Here is a 24,619-nt window from a genome sequence, read left to right on the forward strand (position 1 = left end):
TAGGAGAACGGTATGGTCACAGTACGTGAGCAACTTCCCGGGCGTTTGAATGAACTGTCAGAGGAAGCGACTGTAGAACATGCCGAGCAAGCTCAGCACGATCTGGCGGAATGGCTGGATCGGGTCAGAAGCATACTGGATGGGGCACAACTGAAGCAGCTCGAAGAAGTTGCCTGCCTGACACTGCAGCGTGAACTGGATGCAGCGCCCAGTCACCGTTCCAATACTTTTTATACCGGTATTGAAATGGCAGATATCCTTGCCCATTTACATGTGGATGAAGATACTTTATCTGCTGCAATGCTGTACCGTAGTGTCCGTGAAGGACTGACCACCCTTGAAGAAATCCGCCAGAAATTTGGTGAGCAGGTGTACAGTCTGGTGAAAGGTACGCTTGCCATGGGTAAGCTTTCTGAACTGATTGAAAAAAATAAACGACTTGAAGATCATTTTAACAACAACCAGCGTGAGCATCTGACCGGCATTTATAAAATGCTGATTTCGGTCACGGAAGATGTTCGGGTTGTACTGATCAAACTTGCTGAACGTACTTATGCACTGCGGGAACTTGCAAAAGCTTCCAAAGAGCGGCAGGAGCGTGTGGCACGAGAAATTTTGACGATTTACTCACCACTGGCACACCGTCTGGGCATTGCTCAGCTGAAGTGGGAGCTGGAAGACCTGGCTTTCCGCTATCTCGCGCCTGAACGCTATAAAGAAATTGCATCCTTACTGAATGAAAAGCGTCTGGAACGTGAACATTATATTCAGTTTGTTATAGATAAACTTCGTGCAGAACTGCTGAATGATGGAATTGAGGCTGAAATTTCGGGTCGGGTAAAACATATTTACTCGATTTACCGCAAAATGAAGAGTAAAAATCTGAGTTTTGATCAGCTGTATGATATCCGTGCAGTACGTGTACTGGTCAAAACAGTTCCTGAGTGCTATCACTCACTGGGGATTGTGCATCAGATCTGGCGTCATATTCCTCATCAGTTTGATGACTATATCACCAACCCCAAAGCCAACGGTTACCGTTCACTGCATACTGCGGTGATTGCAGAAAACAAATCGCTCGAAGTGCAGATCCGTACCATGGAAATGCATGAAGAAGCGGAGCTGGGGGTTTGTTCGCACTTCAACTACAAAGAAGGTGCAAAGTCCACAGATTATTCATTTAACCATCGTCTGCATTCATTAAGAGCTGTACTGGAGCATTATCAGGAACGTAATGATGCCAGTGCGTATAAAGACGAAGACACTGAAGAAAACTTTGAACAGATCCAGGAGTTCGAAGATTTTGAAAAGATTTATGTGTTCAGTCGCGATGGTGATATCAAAGAGTTGCCTCGTGGTTCAACGGTGCTTGATTTTGCTTACCATGTTCACACAGAGGTCGGAAACAAGTGCTATGCATCGCGGGTAAACCAGCGTTATGTACCTCTGACCTATACTCTGAAAACAGGGGAACAGGTCGAGATTCTGACCAAAAAAGACAGAGAGCCGAACCGTGACTGGCTTGTCAATTCACTGGGCTATATCAAAACTGCCCGTGCTCGTGACAAGCTGCGCCACTGGTTCCGTCAGCAGGACAGAAGTAAGAACCTCGAAGTGGGTCGTGAAATCCTGAACAAGGAGCTTTCACGTCTTGCGATACACCCAAAAAGTATTGATCTGAGTGATTACTGCAATCATTTCAATGTAAAAAGTGGTGATGATATTCTGATTGGTCTGGTGAATGGTGACATCAGTCTTCATGCATTGATCAATCAGGTCAACAAACATATGCATCTGGATCAGGATGAGCCTGAACTGGTGCTGAAGCCAACGCTGAATCCACGTGCAAGTCATACTTTGTCTGCCCATGGCATTCTGATTGATGGTCTGGACAATGTGGAGCTGCATGTTGCACAGTGCTGTCAGCCTGTACATGGTGAGTCTATCGGAGGCTATATCACTTTAAACCGTGGTGTCAGCATCCATAAGGTTATCTGTACGGATTATGTCCGTATGATCAGCCTGGAACCTGAACGTGCGGTGGAAGCGGACTGGGAAATGCAGCCGACACGCGGTCAGAGTGTGCAGATAGTGGTTGAAGCATATGACCGCCGTGGTCTGCTTAAAGATCTGACTCAGGTGATTTTCTCAGATCAGATCAACATCCGTCAGGTCAATACAATTTCAGAATCAGATGGTATTGCCAACATGAAGCTGTTGATTGAAGTTAAAGGGCTGGCGCAGTTGTCGCGTCTGCTTGCCCGACTTGAGCAGCAGCCTGGTATTATCAGTGCCAGACGGCTTGTGCAGGGGAACTGATTTTTCAGTGCTTCTGTAGTGAAAACCAGCAATGATTTGCTGGTTTTTTATTGTAATCTGAAATGTGAAAGGGCAGCAGAGATGAGAACGATTCGGCTGGATGTATGTGAAACTGGATACATTGTGCATGCAGATAATCTGTCTGATGTGCCAAAACTCCGTATTCAGCAACAGAAACAGGCGATTCATGGCTTTCGTAACAGTCTGTTGAGTCAGTATTTAAGTCATACGCTTCAGCCAGAAGATATTGCTGTTACTGAGTTTGGAAAGCCTTATCTGAAAGATTTTCCTGATTTCAGTTTTAATCACAGTCACAGCCGACAGCATTATGCACTGGCCAGCAGTCATCAGGTACGCGATCTGGGCGTCGATATTGAAGATCTGAACCGTCAGGTACGTTTTGAGGCTTTGGCAGGACATGCTTTTCATACAGAAGAAATAAAGCTGTGGAAGGAATATGACTGTGACTCAGAATACTGGTTCCGTATATGGACAGCCAAAGAAGCCATTTTAAAGGCAGCAGGGCTGGGCATACGGATGAATCTGAATGAGCTGAGTGTGGGGTTGACCAGTGGTATGAGCGGTGGAATCTGTAGCCATGATCGACTGGGTGTTTTTGCATTTCAGAGCTATGTTGTTATGGGCAGTATGCTGACTGTGGCGTGGCGCTCTGAATTGTCATGTAAAGGTTTTAATTTTCCGAAGATTGAGCTGATACGTCATTCCTGATACTGGGCAGATCATACAGTCTCAGAGTGATGGCAAAGAAAAACCCAGGAAACAGAAGCTGCCTGGGTTTTGTATTGAACAGGAACTGAAATTCAGTATTAAGAAGGGATTTCCTCTTCTTCTTCAAATTCAGGTTTAACCTGAACAATGAAGTCCTGACGGTTCAGACCACGCCATAAGGCAAAGGCTGTACCAATATAAATAGAAGAATATGTACCGACAAATACACCAATAAACATGGCGACGGAGAACCATTTCAGACCATCCCCACCTAGGATCATCATGGCAACCACAACGAGTAACAGGGTCATGGAGGTATGAATGGTACGTCTTAATGTTTCTGTCAGTGCAGAGTTCACAACTTCCAGCGGTGAAGCACCACGGATTTTTCGGAAGTTTTCCCGGATACGGTCAGATACAACAATGTTATCGTTCAGCGAGAAACCAATTAATGCCAGGATTGCAGCCAGTACCGTCAGGTCAAAAGGCCACTGCATCATGGCAAAAATACCAACCGTCACAATAACGTCGTGCAGCAGGGAAAGGACAGCACCCAGTGCGAGCTTAAATTCGAAACGGATGGTCACGTAAACAAGCATCAGCAGCATTGCAAGTGCAACAGCACCTGCAGAGCGGATATACAGTTCATTACCGACCTGTCCACCCACAACATCCACTTTATGGACTTCGGCAGTATTGCCAGGAAGCTGTACTGCTTTGGTGATGGTACGGGTCAGATCTTCAGCCTGTACATTGTCCTGAACAGGCATACGGACCAGCAGGTCTTTATTGGAACCCAGGGTCTGTACAACGGCATCTTCAAAGCCAGCGCCTTGCAGGGCATTGATGATGTCTTTCTGGTCAGCAGCCTGCTGATAGTTCAGCTCGGCAGAGATCCCGCCAGTAAAATCAAGCCCCAGGTTCAGACCTTTGGTGGAAATGAAAAAGATACTCGCAAGTGTCAGCAGGATGGAAATGATTGCCGCCGGTCTGGCAATCTTCATAAAGTTTATGATTTTTTCATCGTCTGGGCGACCATACTTTTTCGGTTGAGTCACATCAGTCATCTTCGATCTCCTATATGCTCAACTTTTTCAGGTTACGCTTTTTACCGTAAATAATCTGTACGATTGCACGTGTTACTGTAATTGCAGTAAACATCGAGCAGACAATACCAATCATCAGGGTAACCGCGAAGCCTTTAATCGGACCTGTACCAATTGCGAACAAAATGAACGCCACAAGGAATGTGGTTAAGTTCGAGTCGAAAATGGTGTTATAGGCACGATCATAACCCGCTACAATCGCCTGCTTAGGTGAGGCTCCCCATCGCAGTTCTTCCCGTATCCGTTCGCAGATCAGTACGTTGGCATCGACTGCCATACCAATGGTGATCACGATACCGGCAATACCGGGCAGGGTGAGTGAGGCACCGATCCAGGACATGACTGTTAAAAGCATGGCAAGGTTGATGATCAGAGCAAAATCGGCAATCAGACCAAACAGACGGAAGAACACCACCATCCATAAAGCGACTAGGATAAATCCAACAATGGTGGATGTAACACCTTTATCAATATTTTCCTGTCCCAGGCTTGGACCAACAACACGTTCTTCCACAAAGTACATCGGCGCAGCAAGCGCACCTGCACGAAGCATCAATGCCAGTTCAGCAGCTTCCTGTGGCGAATCCAGTCCTGTGATACGGAACTGAGAACCCAGAACAGCCTGAATGGTTGCCGCATTGATAATCACAGATTCAGTATAAGGTGTACGGACTTCAGTCTGTGTACCTGTTGCTGGGTCTGCAACATAGCTGATTTTCTGTTTGTTTTCGATGAACAGAACGGCCATGCGTTTGCCGACAGCATTGCGGGTTGCATCTGCCATCAGCTTACCGCCAGCCGCATCCAGGGTAATATTCACTTCAGCACCACCCGTGTCCTGGCTGAAACCTGAAGTTGCATTCTGAACGCGTTCACCAGTCAGAATACGGTTACGGTTCAGCAGTAATTCACGACCGCTGTCCAGTGACTCGTATGCAAAGGCAGCTGTACCAGGAGGTAGAGGCTGACCGTTGGATTTACCTGTGTAGGAATCAATGTATTGATCATTCAGGTCTGAAACCAGACGGAATTCAAGGTTCGCAGTACGACCCAGAACACGTTTTGCTTCAGCTGTATCCTGTACACCAGGCAATTCAACCACAATACGGTTACTGCCCTGAGTCTGTACCAGTGCTTCTGCTACACCCAGTTCATTAATACGGTTACGCAGTGTGGTTAAGTTCTGATTGACCGCATAGGACTGAATTTCCTGTTTGCGGACATCTGTATAGCTCAGACGCAGTGTAGAACCTGAATCAGTTGCTACAGCCTGCTGAGTGAATTCATTGCCATTGCTGCGCAGGAAGTCCATCGCTTTGGAACGGTCATCATTGCTGGCAAACTGTACCGTAATGACGTTGTTGTTCATGGACAGACTGTTGAACTTGATCTTGTTGTCACGGAACTGACGACGGATATCTGTTTCTGATGTTTCCATCCGCTGTGAAATGGCTTTGTCCATATCCACTTCCAGCAGGAAGTGAACACCACCCCGTAAGTCCAGGCCAAGCTTCATTGGTTTTGCACCAATTTTCTGCAGCCATTCAGGTGTTGTTGGAGCCAGGTTCAGTGCAACAACATAGTCATCACCAAGGCTGCGACGTAATGCTTCCTTGGCTTTCAGCTGAGCTTCAGATGAATCAAGGCGTAACAGTGCCGCATTGTTGGTAAAGCTGTTGTCATGGCTTTTAATATTTTCGCTTTTCAGTATCTGCTCTGCTTTTTGTATGATGCTGCTGTCAATCTGAGTTCCGGCTTTGGCGCCTGAAATCTGAACGGCAGGTTCATCAGGATACAAACTTGGCAGGGCATATAACGTGCTGATAACCAGGACAACCAGGATCAGCAGATATTTCCATGCTGGGTAACGCATTTAATTTTCTTCTTAAAATGAAAAAGTCGTGCTCGCGCACGACTGTTTTTTAATTACAGGTTGTTTAATGTGCCTTCAGGAAGTACTGAAATGACACTTGCACGCTGGATTTTTACTTCATTACCGCGGTTCAGTTCAACCACAGCAAAATCACCTTCAATTTTTAAAATTTTGCCCATCAGGCCACCGGCAAAAACAACTTCACTGCCTACACCCAGGCTTTCAACCAGGGTGCGGTGCTCTTTGGCACGTTTTGCCTGAGGGCGCCAGATCAGAAAGTAGAAAATTGCAACAAAAACAGCAATCATTAATAGGTTAGCGACCATACTTGGCTGCTGTGCGGCTTCACCTGCTGCGTGAGCAGTAGAAATAAAAAGGCTCATTTCAATTTCCTAAACTAATAAAACTGTATATCAATACAATGATAATAAACTGGTTTGTTCAGCAATTTACCCTGTCTTTTTCTTCAGCGCAAATGCTGAAAGAATTAATCTTGTGGACAGGGCGGTACTTCAAGTCCGCGACGTGTATAAAAGTCTTCAACAAATGCATCGAAGCTGCCATTATCCAATGCATCACGGATGTCCTGTGTAAATCTTTGGTAATAACGCAGGTTATGAATGGTACCGAGCATGGAACCCAGCATCTCGCCACATTTTTCCAGGTGGAACAGATAAGCACGGGTAAAATTGGTACAGGTATAACAGTCACAGTGCGGGTCGAGTGGACTCTGATCATGACGGTATTTACTGTTACGGATACGCACCAGACCATCAGTCACAAAATAATGTCCGTTACGGGCATTACGTGTCGGCATCACACAGTCAAACATATCAACACCGCGGCGGATACCTTCAACGATATCTTCAGGCTTACCTACACCCATCAGATAACGTGGTTTATCTTCAGGCATTTTTGCAGGAAGATAATCCAGTACCTTGATCATTTCTTCTTTCGGTTCACCGACAGAAAGCCCACCAATGGCAAAACCGTCAAAGTCAATTTCTTTGAGTCCATTGAGTGATTCATCACGAAGATCTTCATACATACCACCCTGAATAATACCGAATAAGGCATTTTTATTTTTCAGGACATCATGATGATGAGTTTTACAGCGTTTTGCCCAGCGAAGGGAAAGCTGCAAAGATTTCTGTGCTTCTTCGTGAGTGGCAGGATAAGGTGTACATTCATCAAAAATCATGACGATATCTGAGTTTAATGTCTGCTGAATTTCCATGGAAATTTCAGGGGACAGAAATACTTTAGAACCATCAATAGGCGAACGGAAAGTTACCCCTTCTTCCTTGATCTTACGCATGGCACCCAGGCTGAACACCTGAAAGCCGCCTGAATCTGTCAGAATGGGTTTATTCCATTTCATAAATTCATGCAGACCGCCATGTTCTCTGATCACATCCAGTCCTGGACGTAAATAAAGATGGAAAGTGTTGCCCAGAATGATCTGTGCCTGAATGTCTTCAATGTCACGAGGAAGCATGCCTTTGACAGTTCCATAAGTGCCAACAGGCATAAACACAGGGGTTTCGACCACACCGTGTTCGAGGGTCAGACGGCCACGACGGGCGCGACCCGACTGACCAAGTTTTTCAAACTTCATACAGGTTCCAAAATCATGGCGAAAAAACAGTTCGCTGATTGTCAGGGCTAAAAGTCCACCATTTTCCTGGATTCTGCATCCAATTACCAGTGTTACTGCACAGAAACATCAATTCGTTACCGACTGAACACTGACACTGCTGAAGCTGCATGAACACATCAGAAAAAAGGGACTTTATATAAATGGTGACACTTGCTGAAAAAACAAATCCAGCCGACTTTAAAAGTGACTGGATTTTTGCGGGGCTTCAACTGTGGGTTCAGATCAGAAATTTGGACGATAATCAAAATTCTGTAGAGTTGTACTGTCTCTGAAAGGACGGATGGCTTTTTTGCCCAGTGTCATGGTGTTGATGATATTGTTCGGAAAAATCTGAATATGGTTGTTGAACAGCTCTACATTGCGGTTAAAAATCGTAATGGCAGCACCGACATTTTCATTCTGCTCATCGATTTCATTCATCATTCTCAGGTAAATTTCGTTGGCTTTCAGTTCAGGATAATTTTCCACCACAATATTTAAGTTCTGAATCAGCTCACGGTTCAGTGCTTCAATACGCTGTAACTGAGAGACATCGGCAGTTTTCATGTTCAGACTCATGATATTCTGACGCAGTTCAGTGACTTTTTCCAGTGTGCCTTTTTCAAATGCAGAATACTGTTCGACCAACGGCTGCAGTGCATCGAGTATTTTTACTTTCTGACGTTCATAGCTGGCAACATCTGACCAGGCACGAACGGTGGCATTATGATGTCGGACTATATTGTTGCGGACCAGCACACATCCGACCACGATGGCGATGATGACCAGTAAAAAAATCAGTAAGCCCATGTTCTTCCCCAGGATTGTTATTTTAAAAACTGTGTTAAATCGTGTTGCAGTTTTTCAAGATAAGGTAAATTAAATGTGCGGAGGTGTCCACGTAAAGCCGAGATATCTTCTATTTTTTTTGTGTTACGGCTGTTCATATGAAACAGATTAGAGGGACCTAAAAAGCACAGCATGTTTTTGTCCGGGTGAAACATCAGATCACCATGATGTTGTGCAAAGAAGTCCGAAAGTTTCAGTACCATGGCAGGGGTCAGCAGTTTCACCACTTCAAGGCGGTCACTGCCAAAGAACCGCAGTTTTTCATTGCTTTGAATATCACTGGTCTGCCAGGGGAAACTGTAGGGATAATAAAAAGATTTATTGGCAGTAGTGACAGCTAGTCCCCGCGTTTCTATATCAAAAACAAACACGCCCCATAGGTCACGCTGTACTTCTTTAATCTTAATGTCATTGCCATCTTTATCTTTGGCGCGGATTTCATTGATATAGCGGTACTGAAACAGCATCACCTGATGATCTTTGCCCTGATCATCCTGCCAGACAGTGCTGGCATACCAGGGAAAATCATTGGAAATATTGCCCTGGCTGAATACGGGAAACATCTGTTTTAACTGGGAAATAAACAGTACAGGGTTCAGTGGTACAGAAAGATGTTGAGGCTGTCTCTGAAAGTTCAGCTGATACTTTTTCGCAATCGCTTCTTTTTCAAGGTGAGCAATGACTTCCTCGACAGGGTCATCATTTTCATAGCTGATGAATGCCCAGAAAATCATCAGCAGTCCTGCCAGCAGACAGAGCTGAGCCCAGAAAGCCTCAGGCTGAATAAACAGTATCAGGCTGATAAAGATGCCGCATATTCCCAGTAAAATGGGCTGAATATTCTCAAATTTCAGCGTGATAGGAGCATTCCAGGGATGCAGACCATCCAGCAGATCCTGATGGGAATGGCTGTTACGTGCCAGATCCCATAACCGGGCAATGTTATGAAAAACCACCCGATTTTTCTTTCGACGGATATGTATGGTCTGTCTGACACTGTCCAGTGGCATGGATAACTCCGTGAAATCAGGACGTTGCCTGGTCAATCAGCATGGCATCACCGTAACTGAAAAAACGGTACTGACATTCAACAGCATGTCGGTAGGCATTCAGAATGTTTTCACGGTTGGACAGTGCAGAAACCAGCATGAGCAGGGTGGATTCAGGCAGGTGGAAGTTGGTGATCAGACGATCCACCACTTTAAACTCATAGCCTGGGTAAATAAAAATCTGTGTGTCACCTGTCCATGCTGCAAGCTCACCATCATGCGCCTGTGCAGCACTTTCCACCGCTCGGGTTGCGGTTGTGCCGACAGCAATGACTTTGTTGCCACGGGCTTTGGTCTGACGGATCAGTTCCACGGTATGTTCAGGCACATCACACCATTCACTGTGCATGATATGATTTTCAATATCAGTGGTTCTGACGGGCAGGAAAGTCCCCGCGCCCACATGAAGGGTCACAAAAGTCTTCTGGACACCTTTAGTTTCAAGTTTTTCCAGTAAGTTCTGATCAAAGTGCAGGCTGGCTGTTGGAGCGGCGACACTGGCAAGTTTGGTCGGGTCATTGAACACGGTTTGGTAGCGTTCAGTATCAATCGCTTCTGCTTCACGGTTGAAATAAGGCGGGATAGGTAACTGTCCATACTGATCCAGTACATTCAGAATGGGCTGTGAAAACTCAACAATAAACAGGTTTTCATGGCGACCCTGAACCGTGACTTTCACTTCATCCGGGCCAATAAACAACTCAGCACCTGCTTTAGGTGAATTGCTGGCTTTAATATGACAATGTGCAATAAATCTGTCCTGCATACGCTCGACCAGAACTTCGACAGCACCCCCTGAAGCACGTTTACCTTTTAAGCGGGCTTTCATGACTTTTGTATCATTCAGAATAAGCAGATCGCCTGGTGCAAGCAGTTCGAGAATATCGGTGAAATGACAGTCGTGATACTGTCCTTGTGCATCCAGATGCAGCAGTCGGGATGCACTGCGGCTTTCCAGCGGATAGCGGGCAATCAGTTCGTCAGGGAGATCAAAATTAAAATCTGAAAGTTGCATGATGATAAATAAAAACAGAAATAAAGAGCTGTGCTTAGTATATGCTTTTTTTGGTTTTATGAACGGTATTGAGGGGTGTTGGCTCAAAAAAAACCATGATGATTCAAAAATAGACAAATGAAGAATCTTGCGTTGACAACTTTTTGAAACAGTTTATTATACGCAACACAACCTTTCCCGAGGTGGTGAAATTGGTAGACGCGGCGGATTCAAAATCCGCTGTCAGAGATGACGTGTCGGTTCGAGTCCGACCCTCGGGACCAAGAATTCCAAAACCCCTGATCTGCACAAATGATCAGGGGTTTTTTTATGGCTATATATTCAGTTCTACTCAAAAGATGTATTCATGTTTTTAATCCTGAGTATCCAGGAAAATCAAAAAATGACTATTTATGTCTGGATCCGGACAGGATGTAGTTTAATAAATCATCAATGATGTATAGTGGAATAACGATAAAGCCGGGTTGGTTGTATACAGATACTGTTTTATAGGCAGATTAAATCAAAGCTCAGCAAAATATATTATTTTTATCAGAAGGTTATTGAGTTTACTCCGTAAGTTTGATAATTAAGTTAACTGATTCAGTTGGTTTTAATTGAATACAACACTGTAAGAGGCGATGATGAGATTAAAGCTGCTGGAAGTGGGTGCTGGAACAGAGCAACTGAGTGCCTGTAAGATTTCACTGTTACTGGGTGTATTCAGTAATGAAAACAGTATTGAACGGTTTATGAAAATTGGTCGGAAAGTACTGAATGTGAAGAATGCGATTCTGGCATTCCCTGAAGAACCCTATGTCTGGCTGTCATCTGCTGCTGGTTTTAAAGCTTTACATGCGCACGAAGAAGCATTATTGCATCCTTATTTTCAGGGCGCGCCATTTATTGACTCCCGCCACTGGAATTATGAGGAATTTTCCAAACATATTGATCATCTGGGTGTCGATCACGAAAGATTGATCTGTTTTGATCTGAAACTCAGTAATAAACAGTCAATTGGACAGGTGTCCTTTTATGATGACGGTACTGTAAGTTTTGATGATGAAAGTATTGAGCTGGTCCAGGAATTTGCACAGGGACTGGCTAAAATTATTGAAATGAATGCTGATTATGAAGAATTAAAAGAACGCTTTGAACAGCAGTCCGCACTGAATTTCAGTAAAACTAAATTTTTTCAGATTATTGCACATGATTTAAGAGCACCATTTCATGGTCTGCTGGGCTTTTCAGAGGTGCTGGCAGAGGAGCGGGCGACCTTGGATGAAGACAGTATTCAGAATATTGCAGACTATCTGCATGATACGGCTGAATCCACCTATACATTGCTTGAAAATCTGCTGAACTGGGCAATGGCAGAGGGTGGTCGTTTTGTTTATCATCCGATCAACTTTAAACTGAAACAGACGACACGGATTGTCAGCAATGTTTTAAACACCCTTGCTGTTCAGAAAAATATTCAGTTGATAGATCTGGTTCCAGATGATTTAAAAGTCCATGCAGATATCAATATGGTGACATCGATTATTCAGAACCTGGTTTCCAATGCACTGAAATTTACACATACTGATGGTTCTGGAAAAGTGACGGTTTCCGCTGCAAATGTGGATGGTGTGGTGCAGATTAAAATTCATGATACTGGGATCGGTATGACTGAATCTCAGATTCAGAATATTTTTGAACCGCAGTTGAATGTCAGTCTGAAAGGAACCTCAGGTGAAAAAGGGACGGGACTCGGACTGGTGCTGTGTAAGCGTTTTGTCGATCTGAATCAGGGTGAAATCAGTGTTTCTTCTCAGGAAGGATGGGGAACTCAGTTTACCGTTACACTGCCACCAGCGACCAGTGGTCATCAGACCATTGCAAATACGGAGCTGATGGTCAGATATTCCAGATCTGACTGATTCAGCACCAGGAATCAAAATAATAAATTTCAGGCTTTATTAAGTCGGGGCAGATGATATATTTTGAGATATATCTGATGTACGGGCTTTTCCCTTAATGAATGCAGAACAGTTAAAAAAAACATTACGCGCCAGTCAATATGCAGAACAGGTACTGAGCCTGCATCAACCCATACTGGAACAGGATTATGCATTCGATCAGTTTCAGCAGCATCTTTCCACAACACAGATACAGCAGTATGTCCATGATGTGCTTGATGGCATTCAGGATGAACAGCTGTGGATGAAAGAGCTGCGGGTACTTCGTGCACGGTTGATGTTCCGCTGGATCTGGCAGGATGCCAATCAGCTGACCGATGTGGTGACATTAACCCGCGAGCTTTCTGATTTTGCTGATGCGAGCATAGTTGTAGCTAAAGAATTTGCACTTAAACCTTTAATTGCCAAACATGGTGAGCCTGTCAGTTACAGTGGTAAAGTTCAGGATCTTATTGTCATTGGTATGGGGAAACTGGGGGCGCAGGAACTCAATTTATCCAGTGATATTGACCTGATATTTGCCTTTGATGAACAGGGTGAAACCAGCGGGCGTAAATGTATAGAGATCCAGCAGTTCTGTATTCTCTGGGGGCAGAAACTGATTTATCTGCTCGATCATATTACGGCAGACGGGTTTGTCTTCCGTGTGGATATGCGCCTGCGTCCGTGGGGAGACGGTTCTGCACTGGCTATCAGTCATGTCGCACTGGAAAAATATCTGAGTCAGCATGGGCGTGAATGGGAACGCTATGCCTGGATCAAGGCGCGCATTATCACGGGTGGAAAAGTAGGCGATGACTTACTCGGTATGACACGTCCATTTGTGTTCCGTAAGTATGTCGATTACACCGCGTTTGAAGCGATGCGTGAAATGAAAGCCATGATTGAGCGTGAAGTGGCTCGTCGTAATATTGCTGATGATATTAAACTGGGTGCGGGTGGAATCCGTGAAGTCGAATTTATTGTTCAGGTGTTCCAATTGATTTATGGCGGTTCAAAACTGGAACTTCAGGATCGTCAGTGTCTGGTAAGTCTGCGTCATTTGGGTGAAGTCGGACTGTTGGATCATCAGTCAGTTCTGGATCTGGAAGATGCCTATCTGTTCCTGCGCCGTGTTGAACATGCAATCCAGGCACTGAATGATCAGCAGACACAGTCACTTCCGAGTGAACCTGAATTACGTCAACGGATTACCGATACGCTGGGTTTTGCTGACTGGGACAGTTTCCTTGAGTTTTTAAATCAGAAACGTCGCAAGGTCACTTTTCAGTTTGAGCATCTGATCAAGGAAAAAGGACTTGAATCTCCAACAGAGAGTTTCAGTCAGCTTGAAAGTCAGTTGAATGATGTGTTGGATGATGGTGCCAAAAACCTGGTTCATGAGTTCTGGTATGGGCATGCCATTAAAAAATTACCTGCCAAAGCTGTACAGCGGTTAAAAGAATTCTGGCCACATCTGATTGAAGCCATTCTGCAGTCAGACAAACCTCAGGTTGCTTTACTCCGTCTCATGCCACTGGTGGAATCGGTGCTGCGCAGGACGGTTTATCTGGTGATGCTGATCGAAAGTAAGGGGGCATTACAGCGCCTGGTGAAAATGGCAACCGTCAGCCCGTGGATCTGTGAGGAGCTGACGCATTATCCTGTGCTGCTGGACGAGTTTCTTTCCATGGATTTTGAACTGCCAAAACGGAAGGATCTGGAAGACTCGTTACGCCAGCAGCTGCTGCGTATAGAGCTGGATGAAGTGGAAGACCTGATGCGGGTATTGCGTCTGTTTAAAAAATCCAATGTTCTGACGGTTGCGGCAAGTGATGTGCTGGCAGAAAGCCCACTCATGAAAGTGTCCGATGCATTGACTGATATTGCTGAAGTTTCGGTCAATGCCACCTTGCAGCTGGCTTATCAGATCACAGCAAAAAAACATGGATATCCAGTCAATGCCGATGGTCAGCGCTGTTCACTGGATCAGCTGGCTTTCAGTGTGATCGGGTATGGAAAAGTCGGTGGTATTGAACTTGGTTATGGCTCAGATCTGGATCTGGTTTTTATTCATTATATGGATGAACAAAGTGACACCGATGGAATGAAGCCGATCAGCAGTTTTGAATTTGCCATGCGTGTGGCACAGAAATTTATGTCTCTGATGACCACGCAGACACTGGATGGCCGGGTGTATGAAATTGATACCCGTCTAAGACCGTCTGGAGAGGCAGGTCTGCTGGTGACCAGTCTGAAAGCATTTGAGCAGTATCAGCTGAAAAGTGCATGGTTATGGGAACATCAGGCACTTGTACGCGCCCGCTCCATTGCAGGAGCAAAAGATTTAATCGAAAAATTTGAATCTTTAAGATGTCAGATTCTGACCCAGCCTCGGGAAGAAGCCCATGTCCGCGAAGAAGTACTGAAGATGCGTCAGAAAATGAAAGATCATCTGGGTTCTTCCAAAGAGCAGCAAAAAGATGGGATTTTTCATTTAAAACAGGATGCGGGTGGTATCGTTGATATCGAATTTATGGCACAGTATGCTGTATTAGCCTGGAGTGGGTCGAATCCTGATCTCGCCCATTATTCCGACAATGTACGAATCCTTGAAGACGCCGCAAAAGCAGGTTGCTTATCCAGCGACGACGCGACAGCATTGATTCAAGCTTATCTAAGTGAACGAGCCGAGAGCCACCGTCTGGCACTTGCTAATCAAACGATGCAGGTCAGTGCCGCAGAGTGGTTCGACACCAGAGAGGTAGTTTGCAAGTTATGGCAAAGATTAATTGATCCAGGTGCAACTTCTGTAGCTGGATAGGTAATGACTGTATATAAAAATTTGGAGTGTGCGCCATGAACTTGGCTGATCGTGATGGTTTTATCTGGCAAGATGGACAAATGGTTGACTGGCGTGAGGCAAAAGTCCACGTCTTAACTCATACTTTACATTACAGTATGGGTGTCTTTGAAGGTGTCCGTGCTTATGAAACCCCGAATGGTACCGCGATTTTTCGTCTCCAGGATCATACAAAGCGTTTGTTGAATTCTGCAAAAATCTATCAGATGAAAGTTCCTTTTGACCAGGCGACACTGGAACAGGCTCAGTTAGATGTGGTTCGTGAAAATAAATTAGCGTCCTGCTATTTACGTCCAATCATTTTCATTGGTTCAGAGAAACTGGGTATTGCTGCGACTGACAACACCATTCATGCAACTGTAGCTGCATGGAGCTGGGGTGCATACCTGGGTGATGAAGCAATGGCGAAGGGTATCCGTGTTAAAACTTCATCATTTACACACCATCACCCTAACGTGACCATGTGCAAAGCGAAAGCTGCGGGTAACTATACGCTTTCCATTCTTGCACATCAGGAAGTGGCTAAGGCTGGTTATGATGAAGCTATGCTGATGGATCCACAGGGTTATGTCTGTCAGGGTTCTGGTGAAAACGTATTCCTGGTGAAAGATGGTGTTTTACATACGCCGGATATTGCTGGTGGTGCGCTGGATGGTATTACCCGTCAGACGATTATTACCATTGCGAAAGATCTGGGTTATGAAGTGGTTGAACGCCGTATTACCCGTGATGAATTCTATATTGGTGATGAAGCATTCTTTACCGGTACTGCTGCTGAAGTCACTCCAATCCGTGAATACGATGACCGTGAAATCGGTTCAGGTACACGTGGTCCGATCACTGAAAAAATTCAGAAAGCATTCTTTGATGCAGTTCAGGGCAAAGACCCTAAATATGCACACTGGCTGACTTATGTAAAATAAGTGGCTGAATGCTGAAAAAGGATTCCTGTTTTTATAAAACAGGGATCCTTTTTTTATGTTTAATTTCTGAGATGTTTTAAGATTCAGTTTTAATGGGTTCCTGACGTTTTATCCAGGAACCCTGTCTGTTTCTCCCTGGAGAGAAACCAGTTTATATCTTATAAAACTCACGATACCAGTTCACAAACTGCTGCACACCATCTTCAACAGATACGGATGGCTTATAGCCCACTGCCTGCTGTAAAGCGGTACTGTCAGCCAGAGTATCCTGGACATCGCCAGGCTGCAGAGGCAGTAATTCCTTAATCGCAGTCTTTCCTGTTGATGTTTCAATGGCATTAATAAAATCAATTAATTTAACAGGGGAGTTATTGCCAATGTTGAAAATACGGAATGGCGCATAGCTTGTGGAAGGATCTGGATGATTGCTGTCCCATTGCGGGTTAGGTTGAGCAATCTGATCACTGGAGCGGATCACACCTTCAACAATATCTGAAATAAAAGTGAAGTCACGGCTGTGATTGCCGTGGTTATAAACCTGAATAGTTTTGCCTTCAATAATATTTCTGGTGAATTTAAATGGCGCCATATCCGGGCGACCCCATGGCCCATACACGGTAAAGAAGCGCAGTCCTGTTGTTGGCAAACCAAACAGATGACTGTAACTGTGTGCCATAAGTTCATTTGCCCGTTTGGTTGCAGCATAGAACTGAACAGGATGATTTACACCGTGCTTTTCACTGAACGGCATGCTGGTGTTTGCCCCATAAACACTGCTGGTGCTGGCATAGGTCAGGTGTGGTGTCTGCGAATATCGGCAGGCTTCAATAATATTGGTAAAACCAACGATATTGCTTTCCACATAACTTAATGGGTTTTCCAGTGAATAACGGACACCCGCCTGAGCTGCCAGATGAATTACACGGTCAAAAGTATGAGTTTTAAAACATTCATCAATCAGGTTTTTATCTGCAATATTGCCGCGGATCAAAGTAAATGAACCTGATGAACTCTGTACGGTCTCATTTAAGCAGGCAACACGGGCTTCCTTCAGTGCAGGATCATAATAATCATTGAAGTTATCAATACCGACAACGCTGTCGCCACGTTCAATCAGTTTTTTTGAGACATGAAAGCCAATAAATCCGGCTGCACCTGTGACTAAAACTTTCATTCATCTCCTCCAAAAATATCCCGTGTATACACTTTGTCCTGTACATCAGTTAAGTCAGATGTCAGGCGGTTTGCCACAATGACATCACTGGACTTTTTGAACAGTTCAATGTCGTTGATGACTTTTGATTTAAAAAACTCAGATTCGCTGAGCGCAGGCTCATAGACAATCACTTCAATTCCTTTGGCTTTCAGGCGTTTCATCACACCCTGAATGGCGGAAGCCCGGAAATTGTCTGAACCACTTTTCATGACCAGTCTGAAAATACCGACTGTAGATGGATTCATGGCAATAATTGAATCTGCAATAAAGTCTTTACGGGTGCGGTTGGAATCCACAATCGCCTGGATCAGGTTGCTTGGAACGTGATTGTAGTTAGCCAGCAGCTGTTTTGTGTCTTTTGGCAGGCAGTAACCGCCATAACCAAATGATGGATTGTTATAATGTTTTCCGATACGGCTGTCCAGGCAGACCCCTTCAATGATCTGATGGGTATCCAGTCCAAACATCTGCGCATAAGTATCGAGTTCATTGAAATAAGCGACACGCATGGCAAGATAAGTATTGGCAAACAGCTTAATTGCTTCTGCTTCGGTCGAATCTGTAAAAAGCACAGGACTGTCTTTTTTGATCGCACCTTCAATCAGCAACTGAGCAAAGGTCTCAGCGCGCTCAGATTTTTCTCCGACAATAATCCGTGACGGATAAAGGTTGTCATGCAGCGCCTTTCCTTCACGCAGAAACTCTGGAGAAAAGATAATGTTGGAGGTATTGAACTGTTCTTTAATATTTTTGGTGAAGCCCACAGGAACAGTGGATTTGATAATCATGACCGCATCAGGATTAATCTTGATGACGTCCTGAATAACATTTTCAACGCTCTGCGTATTAAAATAATTGGTTCGGGTGTCGTAATCGGTTGGTGTTGCAATAATAATAAAGTCAGCATGGGCATAAGCCTCCTGCTGATCTGTCGTGGCTTTAAAATTCAGTTTTTTATTTTTCAGAAAATCAGAAATATCTTCATCCTGAATCGGGGATATCCGATTATTCAGCATCTCGACTTTCGTTGGCACAATATCAAGCGCAACAACTTCATGGTGCTGTGCAAATATCATGGCATTGGACAATCCAACGTAACCTGTACCGGCAATTGCTATTTTCATAAAAACCCGATGTTGAGATAGGTTCCAGGAACCAGATAATATAAAAGTTTCCCTGTCATGTTTTATGATATATCAGCATGTCATCTCTGCATGAGCTGTGCGCAGGCCGTCATCCTGAATGAAGGCGTTTATAGACCTGATATTCAAAGTAAAGCATGTGGGATGAGATATGACAGCATAATATCATAATCCTGTAGCTGAGATGCTGTGCAGAACATAAACCAGTACAGTAACTTTTTGTGACTGATGGTATGATGGCAAAGTAAAAATGATGGATGGTCAGACATGTCTTTAAATGAAAATGAAATTCTGTCCCCTGGTTCAGAACAGCAGACGCAGAATCAGAATATTGTGCTGTGCATGAAATGGGGAACCAAATACGGCGCAGAGTATGTCAACCGCCTTTATAATATGGTGAAAAGACATACGACTGTCGATTTTCAGCTCGTCTGCCTGACTGACCGTACCGAAGGTATTGTGCCTGAAGTAAAATGCTTTCCTATTCCTCCTCTGGATTTACCACCGGGCAGCCCTGAGCGTGGCTGGAATAAACTGTCCACATTTGAACCCGATCTGTATGGACTGACAGGCAATGCGCTGTTCCTGGATCTGGATGTGGTGATTGTAGATAACATTGACAGTTTCTTTACACATCCTGGAGACTTCCTGATTATTCATGACTGGAAGCGTCCATGGCGGATTACAGGTAACAGTTCGGTATACCGTTTTAAACTGGGGGCTTTCCCTGGGCTGATGCCGTATTTTCGTGAGCATTTTGATGAAATCCGCGAAAAATTCCGTAATGAGCAGGCTTATCTGTCCTGGTATGTAGATCGTGAGAAAAAGCTGTCTTACTGGCCTGACAGCTGGTGTAAAAGCTACAAATATCATTGTCTCCAGAAAATCCCAATGGCGTATTTCAAACCGCCGGTTAAACCGAAAGATGTCAAAATCATTATATTTCATGGTGAAATCAATCCACCTGATGCCATTAATGGTGGTGGTGGGAAATGGTACCGCTATGTTCTGCCGTCAGACTGGATTAAAGCAGCATGGCAGTGATGCTGTAGCAGTCAGATAATGCACCGTTTCTGCGTCATGATCATGATTCAGAAATGGGCAGTCTGGTGGACTTGACCTGAGGTATCTGATACATACCTTCTGGCTCTAAAAATACAGATGCATATCCTCATACACAAAAGGCGGATACAGATGATCCGGTTGCTGTGAGGTTTGTTGTTTCAGAATGGGTAATAGAGGTGAAATGGTGCAGCCAGTTGATATTGTGATTGCATGGGTGGATGGAAATGATCAGGCTTTAAAGCGCAAGCGTCATCAGTTCCTGACCGGCGAAGATCCGTCTGATGCAGTCAGCGACACCCGATTTGCCAGTAATGATGAAATTTATTTCAATATTGCCTCTATTTTGAAATATGTACCGTTCTGTCGAAATATTTATGTTGTAACTGATCAGCAAAAACCTGCATTTATTGATGAATTTGCAGAGCAGGGACTCTGTGCTGCCGATAAAATCCGAGTTGTTGATCATCAGGAAATTTTTGCAGGTTATGCCCAGTATCTACCGACGTTCAATACACGTTCGATTGAATCCATGCTGTGGAATATTCAGGGGCTGTCTGATTATTTTATTTACCTGAATGATGATTTTTTCTTTAATGCACATGCAAAAGTCGAAGATTTTCTTGAAAATCATAAGATTGTGACTTATGGTCACTGGCAGAGTAATTTTGCATTGAAACTGAAGCTGAAATACCGTCAGTTTCTACAGCAACAGACAGGAAAGCCTGTCCAGCCTAAACATATGATTGCTCAGATGTTGAGTGCAGACGTGCTGGGTATGAACAGGTTTTTTGAGATACACCATTATCCGCATATTATTGATCGGAACATACTGAAAGATTATCTGCTGACACACCCTGAACGGCTTGAAACACAGATTAAATTCAGATTCAGAAGCGTAGAGCAGATTAACCCTGTCACACTGATGAATCATTTGAAAATTCAGGCAGATCAGGTAGTGCTGAAAGCTGATCTGGATCTGGCATATCTGAAAAATGAAGCCAGTGTGCAGCAGTTTATTCAGGCTACTGAAAACGAAAATATTCTGTATGGTTGTATTCAGAGTCTGGATCAGTTACAGCCTGAACCGGCAGCACAGATCCGTCAGGCAATGATAAATAAACTGGGTGACTTTTTGCCGGCATCCGTTCTTTCATTTGACGCAGCAGGAAATCATGCATGAAAGTTGAAACTTATCTGATCAATTTGGATGGCAGTGATGACCGATTGGCCAGAGCAACTGCACAGTTAAATGATGTTAACTGGCCTTTTCAGCGCTTTTCGGCTTATGACGGTCGTGGCAAAGCATTAGCAGATTTTGAAAATCACGATGTTGCCGAAACTCAGCGTCTGATTGGCAGAAGCCTGCTCAATTCTGAACTGGGCTGTTATCTGAGCCATTATGGTTGTGCTGAAAAATTTTTGAAATCGGATGCTGATTATCTGGTGGTTCTTGAAGATGATATGAAAATCACTTCAGAATTTAAAACCACCCTGGATGCGCTGCTTGATTATCTGCATACCCATCCAGAACTGGACTGGTATCTGATCAATATTGCTGCAAAGAAGAAAAAACTGTCCAGAGATGTGACTCAGATTGGAGAACACAGTCTTTGGCATGCTTATTATTTCCCGATTCGGGGACTGGGACTGATCTGGTCCAGAAAAGGTGCTGAGGAGTTTGTCCGTCAGGGTAGAACCATGACCATGCCGGTAGATATTTTTTTCCAGACCTGGCTGAGTAAAAATGGTAAAGGCTTAGGCGTCTGGCCTGCATTGGTCAGACCTGCGGGGCTGGACAGTGACATTCTGGGGACAGTGGCTTCACAGGGTATTTCCCGAAAACAGAAAGAAAACCGCAGTTCATCGTACGAGCTGAAAAAGCAGAAACGGATGTGGCGTGACCGTATCTATGCCGTTAAGCATTTATTGACAGGTCAGTAATTGAAGCATGAAAAGTTTAGTTATCAGTTTAAAAACGGCAACAGAGCGTAGAGAACATATTGAACGCCAGTTTTCACAGCAACAGGTTCAGTATGAGTTTTTTGATGCTTTGACGCCTGATCTGGCTGCACCTCTTGCAGAAAAAATGCAGCTGAAAGTCGACGAGCAGTTTCTTTCACCTGGTGAACTGGCGTGCTTTATGAGCCATGTTTCCATCTGGAAGAAAATGGTGGATGAAAATATTCCCTTTCTGGCTGTGTTTGAAGATGATGTCTACCTTGGAGAGCAGTCAGCGTTGTTGTTGAACAGTTCTGACTGGATTTCATCTGAATATGACATTATTAAAACGGAAGCTTTTGCTGAAAAAGTCTTTCTCGGAGCAGCTGCAGCAGACCTGCCTGGTGATTTTCGTAAACTGTATCCATTGAGAGGTAAAAATCTGGGGACAGCAGGCTATATTCTTTCACTGAAAGGAGCACAGACCTATCTGTCCTATGTGCAGAAAGTTCAGCTGATTGCACTGGATCAGCTGATGTTCGGTGACTTTATTCGGGAAGGCAGTGTGCCTGTTTACCAGGTCAGCCCTGCTTTATGTATCCAGGAAATGATGCTGTACCCTGAAAAAAGTAAAACCTCGATGGTCAGTGATCTGGTGACAGAGCGCAAACAGCGCATGAAAAAGTATAAGAAAAAGGGTTGGGCTAAGGTTCAGGTTGAACTGGAGCGGATTGTAAGTCAGCTGAAATATATGCTGTTTGGAAAACATGTGGGTTTTAAATAAGCCTCACATGTTATATGGAAACTGACCTGAGTTCATCTATGCCCATATTGTAAAGATTCCGGGTTTCAGCTGTACCGCGGAATCTTTTGTATCCCCACATATACTGTTCAGGACAGCGGTTGATCATTTTTTCGATGGCAAGATTCAGTTCTGCTACAGCGGTTTCAGTATCCCGACTATACATCTCTTCAGTCCCTATATCTTCAATGTAAATATCAAAGCCATCATTTTCAGCCCGTCTTAAGCAGATCATTGAAATCAGACGGCAATGTGTTTTTTGCGCAAGTTTTGAACTCAGAGTGCTGGTCAGAGTTGGAATTCCAAAGAACGGAGAGGGAATACCACCAGAAGGTTGAGGCACATGATCGGGTAGAATCACACTGAACCCTCCCTGTTTCAGATTTTTAAACAGTGCTTTAACACCATTTGCATCTGTCGGAACCATGGTGGTATTCAGACGTTCGCGGGCTTTACGCACAAAGGTTTCCATTGTGGGGTTATCTATGGGCTTGTACATAATGGTGGGTGTGCCGTACTGATGCACCCACGGATTCATGATTTCCCAGTTGCCCAGATGCGGTGTAATAATTAAAGCCCCTTTAGGGTCATTCAATGCATCCTGAAGAGTACTCAGGTTGTGTACATTTTTAATCTGTCGGATATTCCACTCTGTTGGCATAGCCCAGCATTTGAGCGATTCAGCATAACTAAGACACTGGTGTACAACGCTGCTGCGCGCCAGCTGTTCCTGTTGATCTGTGCTCAGTGTCGGATAGCACAGCGCAATATTGACACGGGACTTCCATAACATTCCCTTATCTTTCTGACTGTTGATGATGCTGGCAGCTGTTCTGGCAACAGCTCTCAGTGCAGGCATTGGAGTAAAGCGGAAGATAGACAGTAAACTCATGTATCAACGGTTTAAAAAATTAATGACTTTATTTTACTGCAAAATCTTTTTTGACTTAAAGACAGTCGTGGTTGTTGTGCTGTAACACAGTAAAACAGTGTAATTTAATTCAAAGTGCTCAACGAAAATATCTATTTTTTTGATAGAATAATGCGATAAGTAACTTTTTATTTTTTAAATAATTGATATTCAGGATCACCGGATTAAAGGGTTAGAAAAACATGCGTATTCTTGTGACTGGCGGGGCTGGATTTATTGGCTCAGCATTGATTCGGTTTCTTATTTCAAATACTGCCAATCAAGTCTGTAATTTAGATAAATTAACATATGCCGGTAATCTTGAATCGTTGACAGAAATTGAAAACTCACCTGCCTATCAGTTCAGACAGATTGATATCTGTGATGGAGCTGCACTTGAGCAGGTGGTGCAGGAGTTTCAACCTGAAGTGGTGATGCATCTTGCGGCTGAGTCGCATGTAGACCGTTCAATTGATGGCCCTGCTGCATTTATTCAGACCAATATTGTTGGGACGTACACTTTGCTGGAAGTTGTCCGTAAATACTGGATGACTTTGGCGGCTGAGCAGAAAGACAGTTTCCGTTTTCACCATATTTCGACAGATGAAGTCTATGGTGATCTTGAAGGGACAACAGATCTGTTCACTGAAACTACATCCTATGCGCCAAGTTCGCCTTATTCTGCAAGTAAAGCCAGTTCAGACCATCTAGTCAGAGCATGGCACAGAACTTATGGACTACCAGTGCTGGTTACCAACTGTTCAAATAATTATGGACCGTACCATTTTCCTGAAAAACTGATTCCTCTAGTGATTCTGAATGCACTTGAGGGTAAGCCTTTGCCTGTGTATGGAAATGGTCAGCAGATCCGCGACTGGCTGTTTGTGGAAGATCATGCCCGCGCACTGTATAAAGTCGTGACTGAGGGTGTGGTGGGAGAAACCTACAATATCGGTGGTCATAATGAAAAACAGAATATTGAAGTGGTTAGAACCATCTGCGGTATTCTGGATGAATTAAGTCCATCGAAGAGTGGACAACCGTATGCTGACCAGATCACTTTTGTGAAAGATCGTCCAGGGCATGATTTGAGATATGCGATTGATGCTTCAAAAATTGCTACTGAACTGGGGTGGAAGCCACAGGAGACCTTTGAGTCGGGTATCCGTAAAACCGTGGAGTGGTATCTGAGTCATATGAGCTGGTGCCAGCATGTGCAGGATGGCAGTTATCAACGGGAAAGACTGGGGACAGAGGGTTAA

20 protein-coding genes and 1 tRNA gene are annotated in these 24,619 nt (G+C 44.3%); 11 read left to right on the plus strand and 10 right to left on the minus strand.

Annotation, left to right across the window (positions count from 1 at the left end; translation table 11 throughout):
- The first annotated feature begins 12 nt into the window (after window positions 1-12).
- Both CDG60_RS03700 and CDG60_RS03705 read left to right on the plus strand, forming a co-directional pair.
- Complete coding sequence (locus CDG60_RS03700; RefSeq protein WP_087513129.1) at window positions 13-2,319, plus strand: RelA/SpoT family protein; 2,307 nt, start codon at window positions 13-15, stop codon at window positions 2,317-2,319.
- An 81-nt stretch (window positions 2,320-2,400) separates the two neighbouring features.
- Window positions 2,401-3,048 (plus strand): 4'-phosphopantetheinyl transferase family protein, encoded by a 648-nt coding sequence (locus CDG60_RS03705; protein WP_087513201.1) that lies wholly within the window; start codon window positions 2,401-2,403, stop codon window positions 3,046-3,048.
- Window positions 3,049-3,146: 98 nt separating this feature from the next.
- Here CDG60_RS03705 and secF read toward each other — a convergent pair whose 3' ends face one another.
- The 7 genes from secF to queA form a co-directional block, all read right to left on the minus strand.
- Window positions 3,147-4,115 carry a protein translocase subunit SecF gene (secF, locus tag CDG60_RS03710; protein ID WP_087513130.1) on the minus strand — a complete coding sequence of 323 codons (969 nt, stop codon included), beginning with the start codon at window positions 4,113-4,115 and terminating at the stop codon, window positions 3,147-3,149.
- Window positions 4,116-4,125: 10 nt separating this feature from the next.
- Window positions 4,126-6,027, minus strand: a complete 1,902-nt coding sequence (secD, locus tag CDG60_RS03715) for a protein translocase subunit SecD (RefSeq protein WP_087513131.1) — start codon at window positions 6,025-6,027, stop codon at window positions 4,126-4,128.
- Between the two features lie 53 nt (window positions 6,028-6,080).
- Window positions 6,081-6,410 (minus strand): preprotein translocase subunit YajC, encoded by a 330-nt coding sequence (gene yajC, locus CDG60_RS03720; RefSeq protein ID WP_087513132.1) that lies wholly within the window; start codon window positions 6,408-6,410, stop codon window positions 6,081-6,083.
- Window positions 6,411-6,514: 104 nt separating this feature from the next.
- Complete coding sequence (gene tgt / locus CDG60_RS03725) at window positions 6,515-7,645, minus strand: tRNA guanosine(34) transglycosylase Tgt (protein ID WP_087513133.1); 1,131 nt, start codon at window positions 7,643-7,645, stop codon at window positions 6,515-6,517.
- Between the two features lie 264 nt (window positions 7,646-7,909).
- Window positions 7,910-8,476, minus strand: a complete 567-nt coding sequence (locus CDG60_RS03730) for a LemA family protein (RefSeq protein WP_087513134.1) — start codon at window positions 8,474-8,476, stop codon at window positions 7,910-7,912.
- 17 nt (window positions 8,477-8,493) lie between these two features.
- Entirely contained in the window at window positions 8,494-9,525 is a 1,032-nt protein-coding gene (locus CDG60_RS03735) for a hypothetical protein (RefSeq protein ID WP_087513135.1), read from the minus strand.
- 16 nt (window positions 9,526-9,541) lie between these two features.
- Window positions 9,542-10,579: a tRNA preQ1(34) S-adenosylmethionine ribosyltransferase-isomerase QueA gene (queA, locus tag CDG60_RS03740; protein ID WP_087513136.1), complete on the minus strand. Its 1,038-nt coding sequence runs from the start codon at window positions 10,577-10,579 to the stop codon at window positions 9,542-9,544.
- Window positions 10,580-10,755: 176 nt separating this feature from the next.
- Between queA and CDG60_RS03745 the strand changes: the two genes are divergently transcribed.
- From CDG60_RS03745 to CDG60_RS03760, 4 genes are all read left to right on the plus strand, one after another.
- A tRNA-Leu gene (locus tag CDG60_RS03745) sits at window positions 10,756-10,842 on the plus strand.
- 360 nt (window positions 10,843-11,202) lie between these two features.
- Entirely contained in the window at window positions 11,203-12,480 is a 1,278-nt protein-coding gene (locus CDG60_RS03750; RefSeq protein ID WP_087513137.1) for a sensor histidine kinase, read from the plus strand.
- A gap of 97 nt (window positions 12,481-12,577) precedes the next feature.
- Window positions 12,578-15,322: a bifunctional [glutamate--ammonia ligase]-adenylyl-L-tyrosine phosphorylase/[glutamate--ammonia-ligase] adenylyltransferase gene (gene glnE / locus CDG60_RS03755; RefSeq protein WP_087513138.1), complete on the plus strand. Its 2,745-nt coding sequence runs from the start codon at window positions 12,578-12,580 to the stop codon at window positions 15,320-15,322.
- Between the two features lie 35 nt (window positions 15,323-15,357).
- Window positions 15,358-16,284 carry a branched-chain amino acid transaminase gene (locus CDG60_RS03760; RefSeq protein WP_087513139.1) on the plus strand — a complete coding sequence of 309 codons (927 nt, stop codon included), beginning with the start codon at window positions 15,358-15,360 and terminating at the stop codon, window positions 16,282-16,284.
- A 151-nt stretch (window positions 16,285-16,435) separates the two neighbouring features.
- On the opposite strand, the gene CDG60_RS03765 is transcribed toward CDG60_RS03760, so the two are convergent.
- Window positions 16,436-17,458 carry an NAD-dependent epimerase gene (locus CDG60_RS03765; protein WP_087513140.1) on the minus strand — a complete coding sequence of 341 codons (1,023 nt, stop codon included), beginning with the start codon at window positions 17,456-17,458 and terminating at the stop codon, window positions 16,436-16,438.
- On the minus strand, window positions 17,455-18,624 hold the full coding sequence (locus CDG60_RS03770) for a nucleotide sugar dehydrogenase (RefSeq protein WP_087513141.1): 1,170 nt from the start codon (window positions 18,622-18,624) through the stop codon (window positions 17,455-17,457). Before CDG60_RS03770 ends, CDG60_RS03765 begins: the two co-directional genes overlap by 4 nt.
- A 285-nt stretch (window positions 18,625-18,909) precedes the next feature.
- Between CDG60_RS03770 and CDG60_RS03775 the strand changes: the two genes are divergently transcribed.
- From CDG60_RS03775 to CDG60_RS03790, 4 genes are all read left to right on the plus strand, one after another.
- Window positions 18,910-19,686, plus strand: coding sequence for a glycosyltransferase (locus tag CDG60_RS03775; RefSeq protein WP_087513142.1), 777 nt, complete (start codon window positions 18,910-18,912; stop codon window positions 19,684-19,686).
- Between the two features lie 202 nt (window positions 19,687-19,888).
- Window positions 19,889-20,887 (plus strand): stealth family protein, encoded by a 999-nt coding sequence (locus tag CDG60_RS03780; protein ID WP_087513143.1) that lies wholly within the window; start codon window positions 19,889-19,891, stop codon window positions 20,885-20,887.
- A complete protein-coding gene (locus tag CDG60_RS03785) occupies window positions 20,884-21,648 on the plus strand; it encodes a glycosyltransferase family 25 protein (protein WP_087513144.1) in 765 nt (254 codons plus the stop codon). The genes CDG60_RS03780 and CDG60_RS03785 overlap by 4 nt, the downstream gene beginning before the upstream one ends.
- 7 nt (window positions 21,649-21,655) lie before the next feature.
- The gene (locus CDG60_RS03790; RefSeq protein ID WP_087513145.1) at window positions 21,656-22,429 is read left to right on the plus strand and encodes a glycosyltransferase family 25 protein; all 774 of its coding nucleotides are present in this window, start codon (window positions 21,656-21,658) and stop codon (window positions 22,427-22,429) included.
- A 10-nt stretch (window positions 22,430-22,439) separates the two neighbouring features.
- Here the strand turns inward: CDG60_RS03790 and CDG60_RS03795 are convergent, their stop codons facing one another.
- Window positions 22,440-23,339 carry a lysophospholipid acyltransferase family protein gene (locus CDG60_RS03795; RefSeq protein ID WP_087513146.1) on the minus strand — a complete coding sequence of 300 codons (900 nt, stop codon included), beginning with the start codon at window positions 23,337-23,339 and terminating at the stop codon, window positions 22,440-22,442.
- 221 nt (window positions 23,340-23,560) lie between these two features.
- Here CDG60_RS03795 and rfbB point away from each other — a divergent pair, with 221 nt between their 5' ends.
- The gene (gene rfbB / locus CDG60_RS03800) at window positions 23,561-24,619 is read left to right on the plus strand and encodes a dTDP-glucose 4,6-dehydratase (RefSeq protein WP_087513147.1); all 1,059 of its coding nucleotides are present in this window, start codon (window positions 23,561-23,563) and stop codon (window positions 24,617-24,619) included.

This window comes from Acinetobacter chinensis (assembly GCF_002165375.2).
GTDB classification, from domain to species: domain Bacteria; phylum Pseudomonadota; class Gammaproteobacteria; order Pseudomonadales; family Moraxellaceae; genus Acinetobacter; species Acinetobacter chinensis.

What these genes read in the sequence shown, in the direction of transcription:
- CDG60_RS03795 (WP_087513146.1), bottom strand. Translation starts at nt 23,339, where the DNA reads ATGAGTTTACTGTCTATCTTCCGCTTTACTCCAATGCCTGCACTGAGA.
- glnE (WP_087513138.1), top strand. Translation starts at nt 12,578, where the DNA reads ATGAATGCAGAACAGTTAAAAAAAACATTACGCGCCAGTCAATATGCA.
- tgt (WP_087513133.1), bottom strand. Translation starts at nt 7,645, where the DNA reads ATGAAGTTTGAAAAACTTGGTCAGTCGGGTCGCGCCCGTCGTGGCCGT.
- CDG60_RS03705 (WP_087513201.1), top strand. Translation starts at nt 2,401, where the DNA reads ATGAGAACGATTCGGCTGGATGTATGTGAAACTGGATACATTGTGCAT.
- CDG60_RS03700 (WP_087513129.1), top strand. Translation starts at nt 13, where the DNA reads ATGGTCACAGTACGTGAGCAACTTCCCGGGCGTTTGAATGAACTGTCA.
- yajC (WP_087513132.1), bottom strand. Translation starts at nt 6,410, where the DNA reads ATGAGCCTTTTTATTTCTACTGCTCACGCAGCAGGTGAAGCCGCACAG.
- CDG60_RS03730 (WP_087513134.1), bottom strand. Translation starts at nt 8,476, where the DNA reads ATGGGCTTACTGATTTTTTTACTGGTCATCATCGCCATCGTGGTCGGA.
- CDG60_RS03780 (WP_087513143.1), top strand. Translation starts at nt 19,889, where the DNA reads ATGGTGCAGCCAGTTGATATTGTGATTGCATGGGTGGATGGAAATGAT.
- CDG60_RS03750 (WP_087513137.1), top strand. Translation starts at nt 11,203, where the DNA reads ATGAGATTAAAGCTGCTGGAAGTGGGTGCTGGAACAGAGCAACTGAGT.
- CDG60_RS03770 (WP_087513141.1), bottom strand. Translation starts at nt 18,624, where the DNA reads ATGAAAATAGCAATTGCCGGTACAGGTTACGTTGGATTGTCCAATGCC.
- CDG60_RS03785 (WP_087513144.1), top strand. Translation starts at nt 20,884, where the DNA reads ATGAAAGTTGAAACTTATCTGATCAATTTGGATGGCAGTGATGACCGA.
- CDG60_RS03765 (WP_087513140.1), bottom strand. Translation starts at nt 17,458, where the DNA reads ATGAAAGTTTTAGTCACAGGTGCAGCCGGATTTATTGGCTTTCATGTC.
- CDG60_RS03760 (WP_087513139.1), top strand. Translation starts at nt 15,358, where the DNA reads ATGAACTTGGCTGATCGTGATGGTTTTATCTGGCAAGATGGACAAATG.
- queA (WP_087513136.1), bottom strand. Translation starts at nt 10,579, where the DNA reads ATGCAACTTTCAGATTTTAATTTTGATCTCCCTGACGAACTGATTGCC.
- secD (WP_087513131.1), bottom strand. Translation starts at nt 6,027, where the DNA reads ATGCGTTACCCAGCATGGAAATATCTGCTGATCCTGGTTGTCCTGGTT.
- CDG60_RS03735 (WP_087513135.1), bottom strand. Translation starts at nt 9,525, where the DNA reads ATGCCACTGGACAGTGTCAGACAGACCATACATATCCGTCGAAAGAAA.
- secF (WP_087513130.1), bottom strand. Translation starts at nt 4,115, where the DNA reads ATGACTGATGTGACTCAACCGAAAAAGTATGGTCGCCCAGACGATGAA.
- CDG60_RS03790 (WP_087513145.1), top strand. Translation starts at nt 21,656, where the DNA reads ATGAAAAGTTTAGTTATCAGTTTAAAAACGGCAACAGAGCGTAGAGAA.
- CDG60_RS03775 (WP_087513142.1), top strand. Translation starts at nt 18,910, where the DNA reads ATGTCTTTAAATGAAAATGAAATTCTGTCCCCTGGTTCAGAACAGCAG.
- rfbB (WP_087513147.1), top strand. Translation starts at nt 23,561, where the DNA reads ATGCGTATTCTTGTGACTGGCGGGGCTGGATTTATTGGCTCAGCATTG.